This is a genomic window from Qipengyuania pelagi (genome assembly GCF_009827295.1).
Classification (GTDB): domain Bacteria; phylum Pseudomonadota; class Alphaproteobacteria; order Sphingomonadales; family Sphingomonadaceae; genus Qipengyuania; species Qipengyuania pelagi.
In genome coordinates this window covers 123,683-140,150 of the sequence record NZ_WTYD01000002.1, presented here as the reverse complement: position 1 = coordinate 140,150, position 16,468 = coordinate 123,683, and the positions used below count along the sequence as shown (strand labels likewise).

At 65.9% G+C, this 16,468-nt stretch carries 18 protein-coding genes; 11 read left to right on the top strand and 7 right to left on the bottom strand.

The features are described from left to right. Positions 1–67: 67 nt before the first annotated feature. A complete protein-coding gene (locus GRI47_RS11465) occupies positions 68–2,542 on the top strand; it encodes a ligase-associated DNA damage response DEXH box helicase (RefSeq protein ID WP_160661519.1) in 2,475 nt (824 codons plus the stop codon). 199 nt (positions 2,543–2,741) lie between these two features. On the opposite strand, the gene GRI47_RS11460 is transcribed toward GRI47_RS11465, so the two are convergent. From GRI47_RS11460 to GRI47_RS11440, 5 genes are all read right to left on the bottom strand, one after another. Continuing rightward, entirely contained in the window at positions 2,742–3,167 is a 426-nt protein-coding gene (locus GRI47_RS11460; protein ID WP_160661518.1) for an ExbD/TolR family protein, read from the bottom strand. A 210-nt stretch (positions 3,168–3,377) separates the two neighbouring features. After that, positions 3,378–3,824, bottom strand: coding sequence for an ExbD/TolR family protein (locus GRI47_RS11455; RefSeq protein WP_160661517.1), 447 nt, complete (start codon positions 3,822–3,824; stop codon positions 3,378–3,380). Between the two features lie 54 nt (positions 3,825–3,878). Further along, positions 3,879–4,409 (bottom strand): ExbD/TolR family protein, encoded by a 531-nt coding sequence (locus GRI47_RS11450; RefSeq protein ID WP_202387490.1) that lies wholly within the window; start codon positions 4,407–4,409, stop codon positions 3,879–3,881. Between the two features lie 119 nt (positions 4,410–4,528). Further along, positions 4,529–5,341 carry a MotA/TolQ/ExbB proton channel family protein gene (locus tag GRI47_RS11445; protein WP_160661516.1) on the bottom strand — a complete coding sequence of 271 codons (813 nt, stop codon included), beginning with the start codon at positions 5,339–5,341 and terminating at the stop codon, positions 4,529–4,531. A 46-nt stretch (positions 5,342–5,387) separates the two neighbouring features. Beyond that, a complete protein-coding gene (locus tag GRI47_RS11440) occupies positions 5,388–6,086 on the bottom strand; it encodes a TonB family protein (RefSeq protein WP_160661515.1) in 699 nt (232 codons plus the stop codon). Between the two features lie 358 nt (positions 6,087–6,444). Here GRI47_RS11440 and GRI47_RS11435 point away from each other — a divergent pair, with 358 nt between their 5' ends. The 3 genes from GRI47_RS11435 to GRI47_RS11425 are packed head-to-tail and all read left to right on the top strand — an operon-like array spanning position 6,445 to position 9,143. Further along, positions 6,445–7,329 carry a hypothetical protein gene (locus GRI47_RS11435; protein ID WP_237452779.1) on the top strand — a complete coding sequence of 295 codons (885 nt, stop codon included), beginning with the start codon at positions 6,445–6,447 and terminating at the stop codon, positions 7,327–7,329. A gap of 58 nt (positions 7,330–7,387) precedes the next feature. Next, positions 7,388–7,828 carry an acyl-CoA thioesterase gene (locus tag GRI47_RS11430; protein WP_160661514.1) on the top strand — a complete coding sequence of 147 codons (441 nt, stop codon included), beginning with the start codon at positions 7,388–7,390 and terminating at the stop codon, positions 7,826–7,828. Beyond that, positions 7,821–9,143, top strand: coding sequence for a homoserine dehydrogenase (locus tag GRI47_RS11425; protein ID WP_160661513.1), 1,323 nt, complete (start codon positions 7,821–7,823; stop codon positions 9,141–9,143). The genes GRI47_RS11430 and GRI47_RS11425 overlap by 8 nt, the downstream gene beginning before the upstream one ends. Here GRI47_RS11425 and GRI47_RS14830 read toward each other — a convergent pair. Next, entirely contained in the window at positions 9,103–9,738 is a 636-nt protein-coding gene (locus tag GRI47_RS14830) for a hypothetical protein (protein WP_202387487.1), read from the bottom strand. The two genes, GRI47_RS11425 and GRI47_RS14830, sit on opposite strands and share 41 nt — an antisense overlap. A 123-nt stretch (positions 9,739–9,861) precedes the next feature. On the opposite strand from GRI47_RS14830, the gene glpX reads away from it, so the two are divergent. Both glpX and GRI47_RS11410 read left to right on the top strand, forming a co-directional pair. Next, a complete protein-coding gene (gene glpX / locus GRI47_RS11415; RefSeq protein ID WP_160661512.1) occupies positions 9,862–10,845 on the top strand; it encodes a class II fructose-bisphosphatase in 984 nt (327 codons plus the stop codon). A gap of 201 nt (positions 10,846–11,046) precedes the next feature. After that, complete coding sequence (locus GRI47_RS11410; protein ID WP_160661511.1) at positions 11,047–11,982, top strand: ribose-phosphate pyrophosphokinase; 936 nt, start codon at positions 11,047–11,049, stop codon at positions 11,980–11,982. Between the two features lie 41 nt (positions 11,983–12,023). On the opposite strand, the gene GRI47_RS15285 is transcribed toward GRI47_RS11410, so the two are convergent. Continuing rightward, complete coding sequence (locus tag GRI47_RS15285) at positions 12,024–13,025, bottom strand: helix-turn-helix domain-containing protein (protein WP_160661510.1); 1,002 nt, start codon at positions 13,023–13,025, stop codon at positions 12,024–12,026. Between the two features lie 218 nt (positions 13,026–13,243). Here GRI47_RS15285 and GRI47_RS11400 point away from each other — a divergent pair, with 218 nt between their 5' ends. The 5 genes from GRI47_RS11400 (at position 13,244) to rplT (ending at position 16,388) form a co-directional block, all read left to right on the top strand. Further along, the gene (locus tag GRI47_RS11400) at positions 13,244–14,080 is read left to right on the top strand and encodes an inositol monophosphatase family protein (protein ID WP_160661509.1); all 837 of its coding nucleotides are present in this window, start codon (positions 13,244–13,246) and stop codon (positions 14,078–14,080) included. 25 nt (positions 14,081–14,105) lie between these two features. Beyond that, the gene (locus tag GRI47_RS11395; protein WP_160661508.1) at positions 14,106–14,873 is read left to right on the top strand and encodes an SDR family NAD(P)-dependent oxidoreductase; all 768 of its coding nucleotides are present in this window, start codon (positions 14,106–14,108) and stop codon (positions 14,871–14,873) included. A 16-nt stretch (positions 14,874–14,889) separates the two neighbouring features. Further along, positions 14,890–15,630, top strand: a complete 741-nt coding sequence (locus GRI47_RS11390; protein WP_160661507.1) for an SDR family oxidoreductase — start codon at positions 14,890–14,892, stop codon at positions 15,628–15,630. 135 nt (positions 15,631–15,765) lie between these two features. Further along, positions 15,766–15,969 (top strand): 50S ribosomal protein L35, encoded by a 204-nt coding sequence (gene rpmI, locus GRI47_RS11385; protein ID WP_160661506.1) that lies wholly within the window; start codon positions 15,766–15,768, stop codon positions 15,967–15,969. 59 nt (positions 15,970–16,028) lie between these two features. After that, the gene (rplT, locus tag GRI47_RS11380; RefSeq protein WP_160661505.1) at positions 16,029–16,388 is read left to right on the top strand and encodes a 50S ribosomal protein L20; all 360 of its coding nucleotides are present in this window, start codon (positions 16,029–16,031) and stop codon (positions 16,386–16,388) included. Positions 16,389–16,468: the final 80 nt, after the last annotated feature.

The window sequence follows — 16,468 nt, the reverse complement described above, 5'->3', positions numbered from 1 at the left end:
CGACCTTCAAATTGGCGCCGGGAGGTGGCGGGGCGGAACACCGCGCCCCATCCGGCGCTATCTCTGGGTGAGCACGCCCCCGATACCGCCTGAAATCGAAGCCTGGTTCGCTGGCCGCGACTGGCGCGTGCGGCGCCATCAGGCCGAAATGCTCGCGGCGAGCGATGCGGGACGCCACGCTCTGCTCGTCGCGGATACGGGCGCGGGCAAGACGCTGGCGGGGTTCCTGCCGACGCTGGCCGCCTTCTGCCCTTCGCGGTTGGAGGGGGAGGCACCGCCCGAGGGGCTCCACACGCTCTATGTCTCCCCCCTCAAGGCGCTCGCCCATGACGTCCAGCGCAATCTGATCGCCCCGATCGAGGAAATGGGGCTGCCGATCAGGGTCGAGACGCGCAGCGGGGATACGCCCTCCGACCGCAAGAAACGCCAGCGCACCCGGCCGCCGCACGTCCTCCTGACCACGCCGGAAAGTCTCTCGCTCCTGCTGAGCTATCCCGACAGTTTCGACATGTTCGCGGGGCTGAAGCGCGTGGTGATCGACGAGGTCCATGCCTTTGCCACCGGCAAGCGCGGCGATCTGCTGGCTCTGGCCCTGTCCCGCCTGCAGGCGATCGCGCCCGCCATGCAGCGCGCGGCTCTGTCTGCCACGCTGGCGAACCCGGAAGGGTTTCGCGAATGGCTCGCGCCGCTCGAAACCGGCGATGCGAGCGAGCTCGAGGCGGTCGCGATGGTCGAAGGGGAGGTGGGTGCGCCCGCCGAGGTCGAAATCCTCCTGCCCGTCGAGGAGCGCGTGCCCTGGGGCGGCCATGCCGCGACCTGGGCGATCCCGCAGCTTTACGAAGCGATCAAGGCCAATCGCACCACGCTGATCTTCACCAACACGCGTTTCCTCGCCGAATATATCTTCCAGCATTTGTGGGATGCGAACGAGGCGACCTTGCCGATCGGCATCCATCACGGCTCGCTCGGCAAGGAAGCGCGCCGCAAGGTCGAAGGGGCGATGGCGCGGGGCGAATTGCGCGCGCTCGTCGCGACCGCAAGCCTCGATCTGGGGGTCGATTGGGGGGATATCGATCTGGTCGTGCAGATGGGGGCGCCCAAAGGCTCCTCGCGCCTGTTGCAAAGGATCGGGCGTGCAAACCACCGTCTCGACCAGCGCAGCCGCGCCCTGCTGGTGCCGGGCAACCGCTTCGAATTCCTCGAAGCGACCGCGGCGAAGGAAGCGGTCGACGAAGGGCAGAGAGATGGAGAGGAATTTCGCCCCGGCGGTCTCGACGTGCTGGCGCAGCACGTGATGGCCTGTGCCTGCGCCGCGCCGTTCGACGAGGCGGCGCTGCTCGCCGAGATCCGCTCCAGCCTCTCCTATGCCTGGGTGGACGAGGAGGCATGGGGCCGCGTGCTCGAATTCGTCGCGACGGGCGGCTATTCGCTGCGCGCCTACGACAAGTTCAAGCGCATCGTGCGCGACAGAGAAGGTATCTGGCGGCTCGCCCATCCCGAACAGGCTGCGCGCCATCGCCTGAATGCGGGCATCATCATCGATTCCGAAATGCTCGACGTGCGCATCAGCGCAGGGGGCAATCGCGGCGGTCGCTCGCTGGGTAAGGTTGAGGAACGCTTCGCCGCCTCGCTCTCTCCCGGCGACACCTTCGCCTTTGCGGGCATGAGCCTCGAGGTGGTGAAGCTTCAGGATATGGAGATCCTCGTCCGGGCGTCGAAATCCTCCGCCATGATCCCGTCCTATGGCGGGCAGCGCCTGCCGCTGACCACCCACCTCGCCAACCGGGTGCGCGAAATGCTGGTCGATCGGGCCGGATGGGCGCGCTTTCCCGACGATGTGCGCGAATGGCTGGAAGTGCAGGACTGGCGCAGCCGGATGCCTGGACCGGACCAATTGCTGGTCGAGAGCTTCCCGAGGGCGGGGCGGGAATACACGGTCTATTACACCTTCGAAGGCTGGAACGCGAACCAGAGCCTGGGAATGCTGATCACGCGGCGGATGGAGGATCGCGGCCTCATGCCCGGCGGCTTCGTCGCCAATGATTATTCGCTGGCGGTGTGGGGGCTGAAGCCGGTGAAGGACCCGCTGCCCCTGCTGTCGCCCGATATCCTGCAGGACGAATTCATCGAATGGGTGCAGAATTCGCACCTCTTGCGACGCGCTTTTCGTGAGGTCGCGGTGATCGGCGGCCTTGTCGAGCGGCAGCATCCCGGCAAGCGCAAGACGGGCAAGCAAGTGACCTTTTCGACCGATCTGATCTACGACGTGCTGCGCAAATACGAGCCGGACCATGTCCTGCTGGAAGCGGCCTGGGCGGATGCGCGCACACGGATGACCGATGTCGGTCGGTTGGGCGATCTGCTCGATCGGGCGGGCGAGCAATTGGTCCATGTCGAACTCGATCGCGTCAGCCCGCTGGCCGTGCCGGTCATGGTGATGATCGGGCGCGAGGCCACGCCGCAGGGTGCGGTGGACGACGAATTGCTGTTCGAGGCGGAAAGCCTGGCGGGCGAAGCGATGCGGGTGGAGAATTTCGAATAAGCGGTGTGCATCCGGCGTGAGGTGCCAGGGCCGATTGGATGGCTGCTGTAATCGCTAATTGGGGTGATCGGTGTGGATCGGTGGGGCGGACACGCCTGCGACCATGACGCTGCGGATCGGGGAACCCTATTAGTGGGTCAGCGCCCGGTCGGTGGGTCAGGTGAGGTGAACGGTTGCCGATCCCCGCAGTCCGTCCACGTCAGAACTGGCGATAGCGCTCGTTCCCGACGAAGCCGAACTTGGTGACGCCGCTCGCCTTGATCGTCGCGAGCGTACGGGAGGATGCGGCGTAGCTGGCATTGGCCGCCGGTTCGAACTGGAGCTCGGGCTCTACCGGAAGATCGCGGGACACGCTCAGCAATGTGGTGAGCTGGCGCTGATCGATCGCTTCGCCGTTCCAGTAGAGCTGATCGCCCCCGTCGATGACGATCTTGTTCCGCGTCGGCTCGAGGTCCGGGAGCGGACAGGTCTCGCAGGCAGTCGGGAGGTCGAGATCAACCGAATGGGTCGCGGCGGGGATCACCATTATGAACATGATCAGCAGCACCAGCAGGACATCGATCAGGGGCGTCGTGTTCATCTCGCCCATCGGCTGGGCGTCGGATGCGGAACGCGTCATGGCCATGCAGTTTCTCCCCGGTCTTTCGCCATGAGATAACATAACGCGAGGCAAGGAGCAAACGATGTCCGAAGTGGTCGTCTTTGGGCTGCACTCTGTGCCGTTTGCGACTTGGCTGGACGCAGTTGCGCAGTCTGTCCCATCGCAGCCTGATGACGGGCAACAAAAAAGGCGGCCGAAGCCGCCTTTTCCGTGAGTTCTTGCGAAGCGCGATGCTTACTGCGCGCCGACGCTTCCGAAGGTGCGATAGCGCTCGTTGCCGACGAAGCCGAACTTGGTCACGCCGCTCGCCTTGATGACGTTGAGGACGCGGGCCGACAATTCGTAGCTTGCGAGGGCCTCGGGCTCGAACTGCAATTCGGGCTCGGGCACGATCTCGCGCGTGAGGTTGAGATTGCGAACCAGCTCCGCCTCGCTGAGCGTGTCGCCGTTCCACAGGATCTCGTCCGTCTGGGTCAGCACGATCTTGTTCTTGATCGGGTCGATCTGATCCTCGGGCGGAGGGTTCGGATTGGGCTGCGGCAAATCGATATTCACCGCGTGGGTGGCGACCGGAATGGTGATGATGAACATGATGAGGAGCACGAGCAGGACGTCGATCAACGGCGTCATGTTCATCTCGATCATCGGGGCGCCATCGTCCTTACCGCCTGACATTGCCATGATGGGTTACTCCTGAAACTCTTTGAAACGCGAAACCTGGGTCGGACGGGCGGATCAGCCGTTCGGGTCGACCGGGTTCGAGATGAAGCCGACTGTGGGATAGCCCGCCGCCTGCACGTTGTAGATCGCACCTGCGACGCACGACCACGGCGCATTCACGTCACCGCGGATGTGCACCTGCGGGATGAGGTCCGGGTCCTGGCGGATCTGTTCCGCACCGCCCGCGCGCTGGACGATGGCGTCGAGGCGTTCGAACGCCTGATCGTACAGTTCCTGCGAGGTCACGGGGGTGATGTTGTTGAAATAGACGCGGCACTGCCCGTCGCGCGACGCACCGGCATAGCCGGGCTCACCGGCGCTGAGGCCAGCCGCATCGGTCGTGCTCACCGTGAGAAGCAGGTTCTCGACCTTGTCTTCGGATTCGACCGATTCGAAGATCGGGATGCGAAGCTTCTCGATCGTCTGGATCGCGACCGGAACCGCGATCAGGAAGATGATCAGAAGCACCAGCATCACGTCCACGAGGGGGGTGGTGTTGATGTCCGACATCGGGGTCTCGACACCGCCGCCTACTGCAACCGCCATGGTTTATCCTATCCGTTGCGTTGTTTCATGGGTTCAGGAGAACCCTTAAAGGGCCCGGCCCAAAGGACCGGAACGGGCCGATGCGATCCTGACGATACGCACCGGCCCGTCAGACCGGATTACTTCCGGGTGGTCGTGGTCGTCGTGGTCGTGCCGGTCGTCGCGGGCTTGGCAGCCGTCGCCGTCGTGGCCGACTTCGCCGCAGCCTGCGTCGAGGTGGCGGTCATCACCGCCGGACGCACCGCGCCGTTCGAGCTGATGTTGGCCAGCAGATCGGTCGAGAAGCCCGAAAGACGCTCCGCGATGCGCTTGTTGCGGCTCTGGAGCCAGTTGTAGGCAAGCACGGCGGGAACCGCGACCAGCAGGCCGATGGCGGTCATGATGAGCGCTTCACCGACCGGGCCGGCGACCTTGTCGATCGAGGCCGAACCGGCGAGGCCGATGTTGATGAGCGCGCGGTAGATACCGATAACCGTACCCAACAGGCCGACGAACGGCGCGGTCGCGCCGACGGTGGCGAGGAAGGGCAGGCCGCCTGCGAGACGCGCGTTGATCGACGCTTCCGATCGCGCGAGCGAGCCGTGCAGCCAGTCATGCGCTTCGAGGTTGTCGCCCATCTTGGTGTGGGTTTCGCGAGCCTTCACGGCATCGTCGACCAGCTGGCGCCATGCGCTGTTCGAATCGAGCTTCTTGGCGCCTTCGTCGAGCGTGTTGGCGCGCCAGAACTGCGAACGCACGGTGTCGTACTGGCTCATGATCTTGCGCTGTTCGAACAGCTTGGTGAACAGGATGTAGAACGAGCCGACCGACATGATGACCAGCACGGTGAAGATCGACCAGGCGATGATGCCGCCCTGTTCCATGGCTTCCATGAAGCCGAACTGGTTCTGGGGGGCAGCTTCGCCCGCAACGGCAAGAAGGTTAGTAATCATAGCGAGTTATCCTCTTGAAAATCGTTATTGCTGTAGCGACGCTGCATCAATCGGGCAGGACGTAGCGAATGGATTGTGTGGTCGTCGCGGAAATCGGATTCCCGGCGGCGTTCAAGGCGGGATTGTACCGTGCGTAACGCTGCATCCCGCGGCACGCGGCATCGTCCAGCGAACTCGAACCCGAGCTTCCCGTAACCGAACATGATTCCACCCGGCCATTGGCGCCTACGGTGATCCGCATGGTCACGGTTCCCGCTTCATCACGCCGCAGGGCGGCAGAGGGATAGTCCCCCTGGATCTGCGCTGCCCAGCGACCGGCGTTCTGCGGCGACACGCCACGTGCCTGCGAAGGCGGGGGCGGGGGCGGCGGAGGCGCGGGCGGCGGAGCCGGCGGCGCGATCGGCGCGGGCGGCGGAATCCGGATCGCCGGCGGTGCGGGCGGAGGAATCGTCGTCTGCGTGCGGATGTCCGGCGGACGGGTCGACACGTTCACCGGCGGCGGCGGGGCCACTGGCGGCGGCGGCGCGGTATCCGGCTGCGGCTCGGGGGGCGGGGGCTCCTCCTCCGGCTCAGGCGGGGGCGGGGGCTCTTCCACATCGATCGTGGTTACGCGTTCGAGCACCTTGGTAGCAGCCTCGTAGGCGAGGCCGGTGACGAGCGCATAGCCTAGGGCAATGTGGATGAGGGCAACAATAATAATCGCGATTACGCGATTGCCGCTCATCTGTTGGTCAGCATAAGCCATTCGGTCGCATCACTCCATCGTCCGTACCGGGTGAACCCGGCGGCCATTCACCCGAGACGCGCAAGCGCGACCCGGATGGTCGTATGGTCTTCCGCCGACATCCTTCCCTGCAAACCCCCAAACGACGAGAGCCGCTCGAGGTTTCCGAAAAGGTCCGCTGCGGACCCGCCGGGGTCATTTTCTAACTTTATCCCCGGACCGCCGGTTCCTGTAGCCATGGTGGCGGTAGGGGGCAATCGCTTTATCCGTTAACGCCTAATTCACCGCATTTCGCCTTGTGTTAGGCTCAAAATGTGCGCCTTTCTAAGTGGGCCGCGCTCTCAATGGTCGTTATCCCGGCCCAAGCATTGGAACACTCATGACTTTCCTCCCCATCCGCCTTCGTCGCACAATGCTCGCCGGTTGTTGCGCGATGCTATGCGCCATTCCGGTTTCGGCACAGCCCACGACAGGCCAGACGCCGGCGGCCGAAATGGCGGGAGCGAGCGGGCCGACCTATGCCGATCTCGTGGAACTGGCCGAAGGCACGCCGCTCGTTATGAAGGCGCGAGTCAAGGACCAGGCGGTTCTGAAGCCCGAACGCGCGCCGAATCTCGCGCCGGGCTTCGCGCGCCTCTATGTCGAGGCGCAGACCCAGGCCCTTCTGGCAGGGAATGTTCCGGTGGGCGAATCGCTGCGTTATCTCGTCGATGTTCCGCTCGATGCGAAGGGCAAGGTGCCCAAGTTCAAGAAGCAGGATGTCCTTCTCTTCGCCCGGCCCGTGCCGGGGCGGCCCAATGAATTGCAGCTGGTCGATCCCCGCGCGCAGCTGGCATGGACGCCCGATCTCGAATCGCGCCTGCGTCCGGTGCTCCAGCAGCTTGCCGGTGCGGATCGCCCGCCGCAGGTGACGGGGGTGCGGGACGCGCTTTCGATCGCCGGGACGCTTGTCGGCGAATCGGAAACCCAGCTGTTCCTCGATACCGAGAATGACGGGCCGGTTTCGATCACCGTCGTGCGCCGTCCGGGGATGGAGCCGCGCTGGGGTGTGTCGTGGACCGAGATCGTCGACCAGGCGGCGCGCCCGCCGCGTGCGGGGACGCTGGAATGGTATCGCCTCGCCTGCGCGCTGCCGCGCACTCTGCCCGCCGAAGCCAATCTGTCGCGCGATGCCCAGAGCCGGGCGCGGGCCGCAGAGGATTACGCTTGGGTCATCAGTCGCCTCGGCCCCTGCGAGCGTCGGCGCGATTCGAACCGCAGCTAGGGCCGGGACAAGACAAACTGGCTCCCATGCCTTGGCGCGCTCGGCTAGGCGCCGCGCCATGGCCCATCCGTTCTCCCACCGTTTCCGCGTGCGCTATGCCGAGGTCGATCCCCAGGCGGTCGTCTTCAATTCGCGCTATCTCGAATATGCCGATGTCGTCGTGTCGGAATTCTTCCGCGCCCGCCGGGCCGAGGGAATGCCCGATCTCGAATTCCATATCCGCAAGGCGGAGGTCGATTATCTGCGCCCGATTCGGCTCGAAGAGCTGATCGAGGGCCGATTGCGGGTCGAGAGGATCGGCAATTCGAGCATGGCGATGCGGATCGAATTGCACGGAACGGCACAAGGGGAAGGCGCGGACGATCTGCGCGCCGTGATCGCGCTCGTCCAGGTCCATGTCGATCTCGACAGCGGGGAGGCTTTGCGCATTCCCGACAGCTTGCGGCAGGCCTTCGCGCCTTTCCTTGGCGAGTCAGCGAAGGAGAAGGTCGATGCTTGATTCGGAGGCGAAACCGCTGCGCATCGCGCTTGCCGGGCTGGGCACGGTGGGGGCGGGCGTTCTGCGCCTGCTGGAAACCAATCGCGCCGTCGTCGAAGCGCGCGCGGGCAGGCCGTTCGAGGTCGTCGCCGTCAGCGCGCGTGACCGCCATCGCGATCGCGGCGTGGACCTTTCCCCCTATGCCTGGTGCGACGACATGACCGCCCTAGCCGAGCGCGACGATGTCGACGTGGTGGTCGAGCTGGTCGGCGGATCGGACGGACCCGCGCTTGCACTGGCGCGCCGCACGCTGGATGCTGGCAAGTCGCTGGTCACCGCCAACAAGGCCATGGTTGCGCATCACGGGATGGCTCTGGCCGAGGCGTCAGCGATCGGTGGCGGCGCGCTCAAGTTCGAAGCGGCGGTCGCGGGCGGTATCCCGGTGGTGAAAGGATTGCGCGAGGGGGCCGCGGCGAACGCGATCGAGCGCGTCTCGGGCATTCTCAACGGCACCTGCAATTTCATCCTGACGAATATGGAAAAGAGCGGCGCGGATTTCGACGCCGTCCTGTCGGAGGCGCAGGCCAAGGGCTATGCCGAGGCCGATCCTGCCTTCGACATCGAAGGCGTGGACGCGGCCCACAAGCTCGCCATCCTCGCCGCGATCGGATTCGGCGCGCGCATCGATTTCGATTCGGTCTCGGTGACGGGGATTACCGAAGTGCGCGCCGCCGATATCGCGCGCGCCCGCACGCTAGGCTTCGTTATCCGCCTGGTCGGGATCGCCGATTGCGATCTGGCGGAGGATGGCACGCCGCGCCTGCTCCAGCGCGTCAGGCCCTGTCTCGTCCCCCGGCACCATCCGCTCGCCCATGTCGACGGGCCGACCAATGCGGTCGTCGCGGAAGGAAATTTCTCCGGTCGCCTGCTGTTTCAGGGCGCGGGCGCGGGCGACGGGCCGACGGCGAGCGCGGTCGTCTCCGATCTCATCGATATCGCGCGCGGCGATATCGGCGCGCCGTTCTCGGTCCCGGTGTCGGACCTCGTGACGATGGCTCCCGCCGATCCCGGCCACCGCGTGGGGCGCGATTACATCCGCTTCACCGTGCGCGACCGGCCCGGCGTCCTCGCCGAGATCACCGCCGCGACGCGCGACGCCAATGTCTCGATCGAAAGCCTGATCCAGCAGGGCCGCGACGAGGACGGGGGCGAAGTGCTGGTGGCCATGGTCACCCATGAAGGGCAGGAACGCTGCGTCGCCAAGGCGCTCAACCTGCTCGAAGGGTCGGACAGCCTTACCGCGGCGCCGCTGGTGCTTCCGATCCTGCGGGACTGACGGCGGCCTCCCCCTCGTCGGCGAAATCCGGCGGGGGCGGCAGGTCGAGCGTTTCGGCGTTCTGCGCTGGCGAGGGCGGCGGGGCCGGCAGGCGCGGACCATCGCGCCCCAGGGGAGGCAGGCCGCGCGCGATCCGGTCCGCATCCGATCCCGGCGGCGCATCGGGGAGGGCGGCGAAGTCGACCACGATCGCGGGCGGCGGCGGGCATTTCTGCAAACCCGGAATGCACAGGCTCCCCACGGTCGGCGCTCCGCGAAAGATGCCCGGTCCGGCGACATCCACCGGATCGGCCCCGCGCGTTTCGGCGGCATAGCGTTCTTCCCAGGCCTTCTTGTCGAATCCGTAGGCGGCGGTATCGTCCGGCGACCGGCGGCAGACGACGATCTCGCCCGAGATCAGCGTCGCCTCATCGGTCTCGCTGCAATTCTCAAGCTCGCCTTCCGCATTCTCGCTGGCGATCTCGCGGCTCTGGGTGAGAAGATCGATCCGTTCGGGCGGACTAGCCTGCGTAGGCGGCGCGATCGGTTGAGCCTGCTGGGCGGAAAGGGCGGCGGGCGCGGCAAGAAGCAGGCAGGCGATCGAAGACAGCGGCACCCTTCGCCCGATCCGGCCGGATCGGGACGGTATGCACACCAGCCTTGGCCTCGATTGTCTCGACAAGCCCATCCTCCCTGTCTACTCCGCGGCGCAGAGACCGCTTTGGGGACTGAACCGGCCATGAATTCGAAGACCGACACCGCTCGCAATCCGCTCGACCGCATCCTCGTGCTCGAAATGGTCCGTGTGACCGAGGCTGCGGCTGTCGCTGCGTCGAAACTGATCGGGCGGGGCGATGAGAAGGCCGCCGATGCCGCCGCGGTCGAAGCCATGCGTCAGGCCTTCGACGAGCTCTACATGGATGGCACCGTCGTGATCGGCGAAGGCGAGCGGGACGAGGCACCGATGCTTTACATTGGCGAAAAGGTCGGCGGCGCACCGGGCAAGGGGCCGAAGATCGACATCGCGCTCGACCCGCTGGAAGGCACCACGATCACGGCCAAGGCCGGTCCGAACTCCCTCGCCGTGCTGGCGGCGGCGGGCGAAGGCGACCTCCTGAACGCGCCGGACGTCTATATGGACAAATTGGCCGTCGGCCCCGGCTATCCCGACGGAATCATCGACCTCGCCAAGTCGCCGACCGAGAACGTGAAGGCGGTGGCGGAAGCCAAGGGCGTCGCGCCGGGCGACATCATCGTCTGCGTGCTCGACCGGCCGCGCCATGCCGATCTGATCGCCGAATTGCGCGCTTTGGGCTGCGGCGTCGTGCTGATCGGCGACGGGGACGTCGCTGGCGTGATCGCGGTGACCGACGAGGACACCACGATCGACATGTATATGGGCCAGGGCGGCGCGCCCGAGGGCGTGCTGGCGGCAGCGGCGCTGCGCTGCGTGGGCGGACAGTTCAACGGGCGCCTCGTCTTCCGCAACGAGGATGAAAAGGCCCGCGCGGCCAAGTGGGGCATCGACGATCTCGACCGCATCTATACGCGCGACGATCTGGTGAAGGGCGACTGCATCTTTGCCGCCACCGGCGTGACCAGCGGGTCGCTGCTCGAAGGCGTGAAATACCGCCGCGACGGCAAGATGACGACCGAGAGCGTGGTGATGCGCGCCAGCTCGGGCACCGTGCGCTGGATCAAGGGCGAGCATCAGGCGAAATAGGCATGGGTGAGCGCCGGTTTTGCCGCTATCGCGACGGTTCTCGCACGATCTTCTAAAGGGCCTGCGCTGGATCAAGGGCGAGCATCAGGCGAAGTAAGCCCCATGCAGGCGGATTGGGGGCAAAACCCGCCTCCATGTTGCAATACGATGTCGCTCGGCTAGGCGGGCTGCGAACCGCGCTACGTAAGGATTCGCTCCCACATGAAGATCATGGCCGCCAATTCGAACCTGCCGCTCGCCCGCGCGATTGCGGCCTATCTCGAAATGCCTTTGGTGGACGCGGGCGTGCGCCGCTTCGCCGACGAGGAGATCTTCGTCGAGATCCACGAGAACGTGCGCGGCGAGGACGTGTTCGTGGTCCAGTCGACCAGCTTTCCGGCCAACGACAATCTGATGGAATTGCTGATCTGCATCGACGCGCTGAAGCGCGCCTCGGCGCGGCGGATCACGGCGGTCGTCCCCTATTTCGGCTATGCGCGCCAGGACCGCAAACCCGGCCCGCGCACGCCGATCTCGGCCAAGCTGGTCGCGAATCTCATCACCCATGCGGGCGCCGACCGGGTGCTGGCTGTCGATCTCCACGCCGGGCAGATCCAGGGCTTCTTCGACATTCCGACCGACAATCTCTACGCCGCGCCCGTGATGGCCGCCGATATCCAGGCGCGGTACGGCGATCAGGATCTGATGGTCGTCAGCCCCGATGTCGGCGGCGTGGTGCGTGCCCGCGCGCTTGCCAAGCGGCTCGACAACGCCCCCCTCGCCATCGTCGACAAACGGCGCGACCGGCCGGGCGAATCGGAGGTCATGAACATCATCGGCGAGGTGCAGGGGCGCCACTGCATCCTGATCGACGATATCGTCGATTCGGGCGGGACACTCTGTAATGCGGCCCAGGCCCTGCTCGATCAGGGCGCCAGCAGCGTGGCCGCCTACATCACCCACGGCGTCCTGTCGGGCAGCGCGGTGGCGCGCGTCGACAAATCGGCGCTGAAGGAGCTCGTGATCACCGATTCGATCCGCGCGACCGACGATGCGATGGATTCGGACCGCATCCGCATCCTCACCATCGCGCCGTTGATCGGCGAGGCGGTGCGCCGGATCGCGGACGAAAGTTCGGTCAGCTCGCTCTTCGACTGATCGCGTAACCGGGCGCGTCGTCGGGAGCTTTGGGGCCACGGCTACAATTCGGCCAGCGGATCGCGCCAGGGCGCGGGCTGGTCGGGATCGAGCCGCTGCAAGGCTTCGATCCGGCGCGACTGGCGGATTTCGAGATTGAGCAGCAGGAGCGGATTGGCCTCTTCGCGCAACTGGCGCGGGGTCCGGTCGAAGAAGTGGCGGATCTCGCGGATCTGGTGCGACTGGTCGTAATAGCGCAGCTTCATCTCGGCCTCCTCTTCGTTCTGCGCGACGCCCAGCAGCGCTGCCGCGAGATCGAGCGCGCGGGCGCGCCGCATCACCTGTTTCGGCGTCAGGCCGTAAGCCTTGCGGACCACCCGCTCCACCGTGCGGGTTGACACGTCGTTCGCCTCGGCGAAGTCCTGCAGAGTGAAATCCGGCTGCGCGAGCGTGCAGGCTTCGAATGCGAGCGCGATGCGATCGGGACCGGCAGGCTCCACCGCCGCGAGATATCGGCGAAATTCGCGCGCAAAGGTGTTGTACCAGGCTTGCGGGCTGGCGGTGAAATCGAACAGCGACGCGAAATGGCCGCGACCGGTCAGCTGGTCGTAATCGAGCACCCGGTCGATCATTTCGCTCTGTGCCGGGGCGCTCAGCGCTTGCGCGCCGCCGACGCCGAGATAGATGCTGATGACCTTGAACGGCCCGTCGACCGTGATCGACATGACCGCGCTCTGCGGCCCGAAATACAGCGTCATCCCGCGCTCTCCCGGTGCGAAGACGCGCGGGCCATCGGCGGTCTGGGCCGACCAGGTGCCGCCGTGAAGCACTCTGATCGCGGCGTGGTCGCTCAATATGCCGCCCTCGAGGACGCCGCCTGTCGGCATGTCCGCATGGGTGGCGGCGAACCAGCTCAGCCACGGTTTCAGATCGGCGTCGGGAGCGACGTTCAGCGCGAGCGCATTGCCGTCGCGCGCACGCCCGGTCCGACCGACGAGTGGCGCGGATGCGGTCTCGTCGAGCTTGTCGCCCTCCCTTTCCTCCGCCGCACGTCGCGTGGCCACTGCAACCCCCGTTAGATTTCGCCCGAATTAAACCAGTTATATCAGGGCACCATGTAAAAGCGTGCGACCGCGTCAAGTCCTTACGTGTATCAGTGTACTGCGACAGCGTTCAGGGACGCGAAAAAGTTCCGGGCGACCGCGCAGCGCTGCGGCGTGACCGATGGCGCGCCATGCGGTTCGAGGCTTGTCACTGCCGTGTCCGCTGCTAGGCGCGAGACATGGTTTTATCGCAGAACGCCGCTCCGACCGCAGACGATCTCGCCCTTGCGCACCGCCTGGCCGATGCGGCGGGAGAGGCGATCCGGCCCCTGTTCCGGGGCGATTGGGAAAGCGAGCGCAAGGCCGACAAGTCCCCCGTGACCGAGGCCGATCGCGCCGCCGAGGCCGCGATCCGCGCGATCCTGGAAAAGGAACGGCCCGAGGACGGGATATTGGGCGAGGAATACGGCCTGACCCGCGAGAATTCCGGGCGGCGCTGGGTTCTCGATCCGATCGACGGGACCATCAGCTTCATGGCCGGACGGCCGATCTTCGGCACGCTGATCGCACTGATGCAGGACGGCTGGCCCGTGCTCGGCGTGATCGACCAGCCGGTCGCGCGCGAACGCTGGGCAGGGATGCTCGGCCAAGGGACGACCTTCAACGGCAAACCGGTGACGACGCGCACCTGCCCCACGCTCGACGGTGCCGTGCTCGCCACCAGCAGCCCGCATTATTTCGGGCGCGAGGAGGCGGACGGATATATGAAGCTCGCGGGCGCGGTCGGCGGCAATGCGCGGCAGGCGACCATCGTCTATGGCGGCGATTGCTACAATTACGGCCTGCTCGCGAGCGGCCATCTCGACATCGTATGCGAGGCGGGCATGGCGATCCACGACTATGCCGCACTGGTCCCGGTGGTCGAAGGGGCGGGCGGCACCATGTCCGACTGGCAGGGCAATCCCCTCGACGCCGACAGCGACGGGACCGTCCTCGCCCTCGGCGATCCGGCGCGGCTGGACGATGTCCTGGAAGCTATGGGCGATCCCGCGGTCTCGCACTCGCACGGGCACTGACCAGCACGGCGGTCGTTGGCCGGGCATGGACACTCTTCTCGTTACCGGAGCGGGCAACGGCATAGGCCGGGCCACGCTGATGCATTTCCACGGGGCCGGCTGGCGCGTGATCGGTCTCGACCTTGATGACGCCGCGCTGGAAGAACTGCGCGAGGCTTTGCCTGAGGAAACGGCGCTGCTGATCGCCTGCGATGTCGGGAAGGAGGATGCCGTCGCCACTGCGTTCGAGACAATCGGGGACTGGCTCGGCGAGGACGCGCTCCACTGCCTCGTCAACAATAGCGGGATCGCCGACCCGTATTGCGGGCCGCTGGAAGATCTCGCGCTGGAGAAGTGGCAGGGCTGGATCGACGCCTCGCTGACCGCCGCCTTCCTCGTCAGCCGGTCCGCGATTCCCTTGCTCAGGCGGGCCGCCGAGACGGGCGACAGCGCCAGCATCGCCAACATATCCTCGACCCGCGCGGTGATGAGCGAGCCGGAAAGCTTTGCCTATGCCGCGGCGAAGGGCGGGATCGATGCGCTGACCCATGCGATGGCGGTCACGCTCGGCCCGAATATCCGCGTCAACGCGATCCGCCCCGGCTGGATCGAGACCGGACCGTGGCAGAAGAGCGCGGAACGCACGCATCCCGACCACCGCGCGGTCGACCGCGAACAGCATCCCGTGGGCCGGATCGGAGAGCCGCAGGACATCGCGCGCGCGGTCGAATATCTCCACACGGCGGGCTTCGTCACCGGGCAGCATCTGAACGTCGATGGTGGCATGACGGTCAAGATGATCTACGAACATTGAGAGAGCGGGCATCGAGATGAGTGGCAGGCTGAAGGGCAGGCGTGCGCTGGTGACCGGCGCGGCGCGCGGGATCGGCTTCGCGATCGCGCAACGGCTGGCGGACGAGGGCGCCGAGGTTTTCCTGAACGGGCGCGACCGCGATGCGCTGGAGGATGCGGCGGTGCGGATCGGCGGGGCGGCGCAGGCGCTCCCCTTCGACGTGGCCGACGATGCCGCCACCGCCGCCGTATTCGAGAGGCTGGGGAGGGACGGGCTGGACATCCTCGTCAACAATGTCGGCCAGCGCGACCGCCGCCCGCTCGCCGAACTGACCCGCGCGGACATGGCCGCCCTGCTGGACGTCAACCTCGTCGCGCCCTTCGACCTCGCCCGCCGCGCTGCCCTTGTCATGCGCCCGAGAAACTATGGCCGGATCGTCAACATCACGTCGATCGCCGCCGACATCGCGCGCGGAGACGTGCTTTATACGGCGAGCAAGGGCGGGCTCGACGCGCTGACCCGCGCGCTGGCAGCCGAACTGGGCGGCAGCGGGATCACCGTCAATTCGGTCGCGCCGGGCTATTTCGCCACCGAGGCGAACGCGGAGATGGTCGCGGACGACGATGTCGCCGCGCATCTCCAGCGCCGCACGTCGCTCGGCCGCTGGGGCCAGCCGGAAGAGGTCGCGGGCGCGGTCGCCTATCTCGTCTCGGACGAGGCGGGCTATATCACCGGCCATTCGCTCGCGGTCGATGGGGGCTATCTGAGCCATTTCTGATTTGGCACTTCCGACTTGCGTTTGGGCCGTAAAACGCTATGTCGCGCGCCTTCACTGACACGTGATTCATCTGCCTGCCTGGCGACAAGGGCTGCCAGGGCCGGTTCGGACGTGTCTCTGCCATAGGAGATGAAAATGCCCAAGCTGAAGACCAAGAGCGGTGTGAAGAAACGCTTCAAATTCACCGCCACCGGCAAGGTCAAGCATGGTGTCGCGGGCAAGCGCCACCGTTTGATGAGCCACAATGCGAAGTATATCCGCCAGCGTCGCGGCACCGAAGTTATGGCCGACTGCGATGTCGGTCACATCAAGCAGTGGGCGCCCTACGGCCTCAAGTGACGCATTGGCTGCGCGGCCTCGTCGCTGCGCGCCTCTCAAGATCATAAGGATATACTGATATGCCTCGCATCAAACGCGGCGTCACCACGCGCCAGAAGCACAAGCGGCTCCTAGACCAGGCCAAGGGCTATCGCGGTCGCCGCAAGAACACCATCCGCGTCGCGCGCCAGGCGGTCGAAAAGGCCGGCCAGTACGCCTATCGCGACCGCAAGGTTAAGAAGCGCACCTTCCGCGCCCTGTGGATCCAGCGCATCAACGCCGCCGTCCGCGCCGAAGGCCTGACCTATTCGCAGTTCATGCACGGTGTGAAGCTCGCCGGGATCGAACTCGATCGCAAGGTCATGGCCGATCTCGCCATGAACGAGGCGGGCGCGTTTAGCAGCATCATCAAGCAGGCGAAGGACGCGCTTCCCGCCTGATTGCGTGATTGAATTAAGAGGAAGCGCCATTCCCGCATCTGCGGGGGTGGCGCTTTTTCGTTGTCCCTCCTAATCGAGCG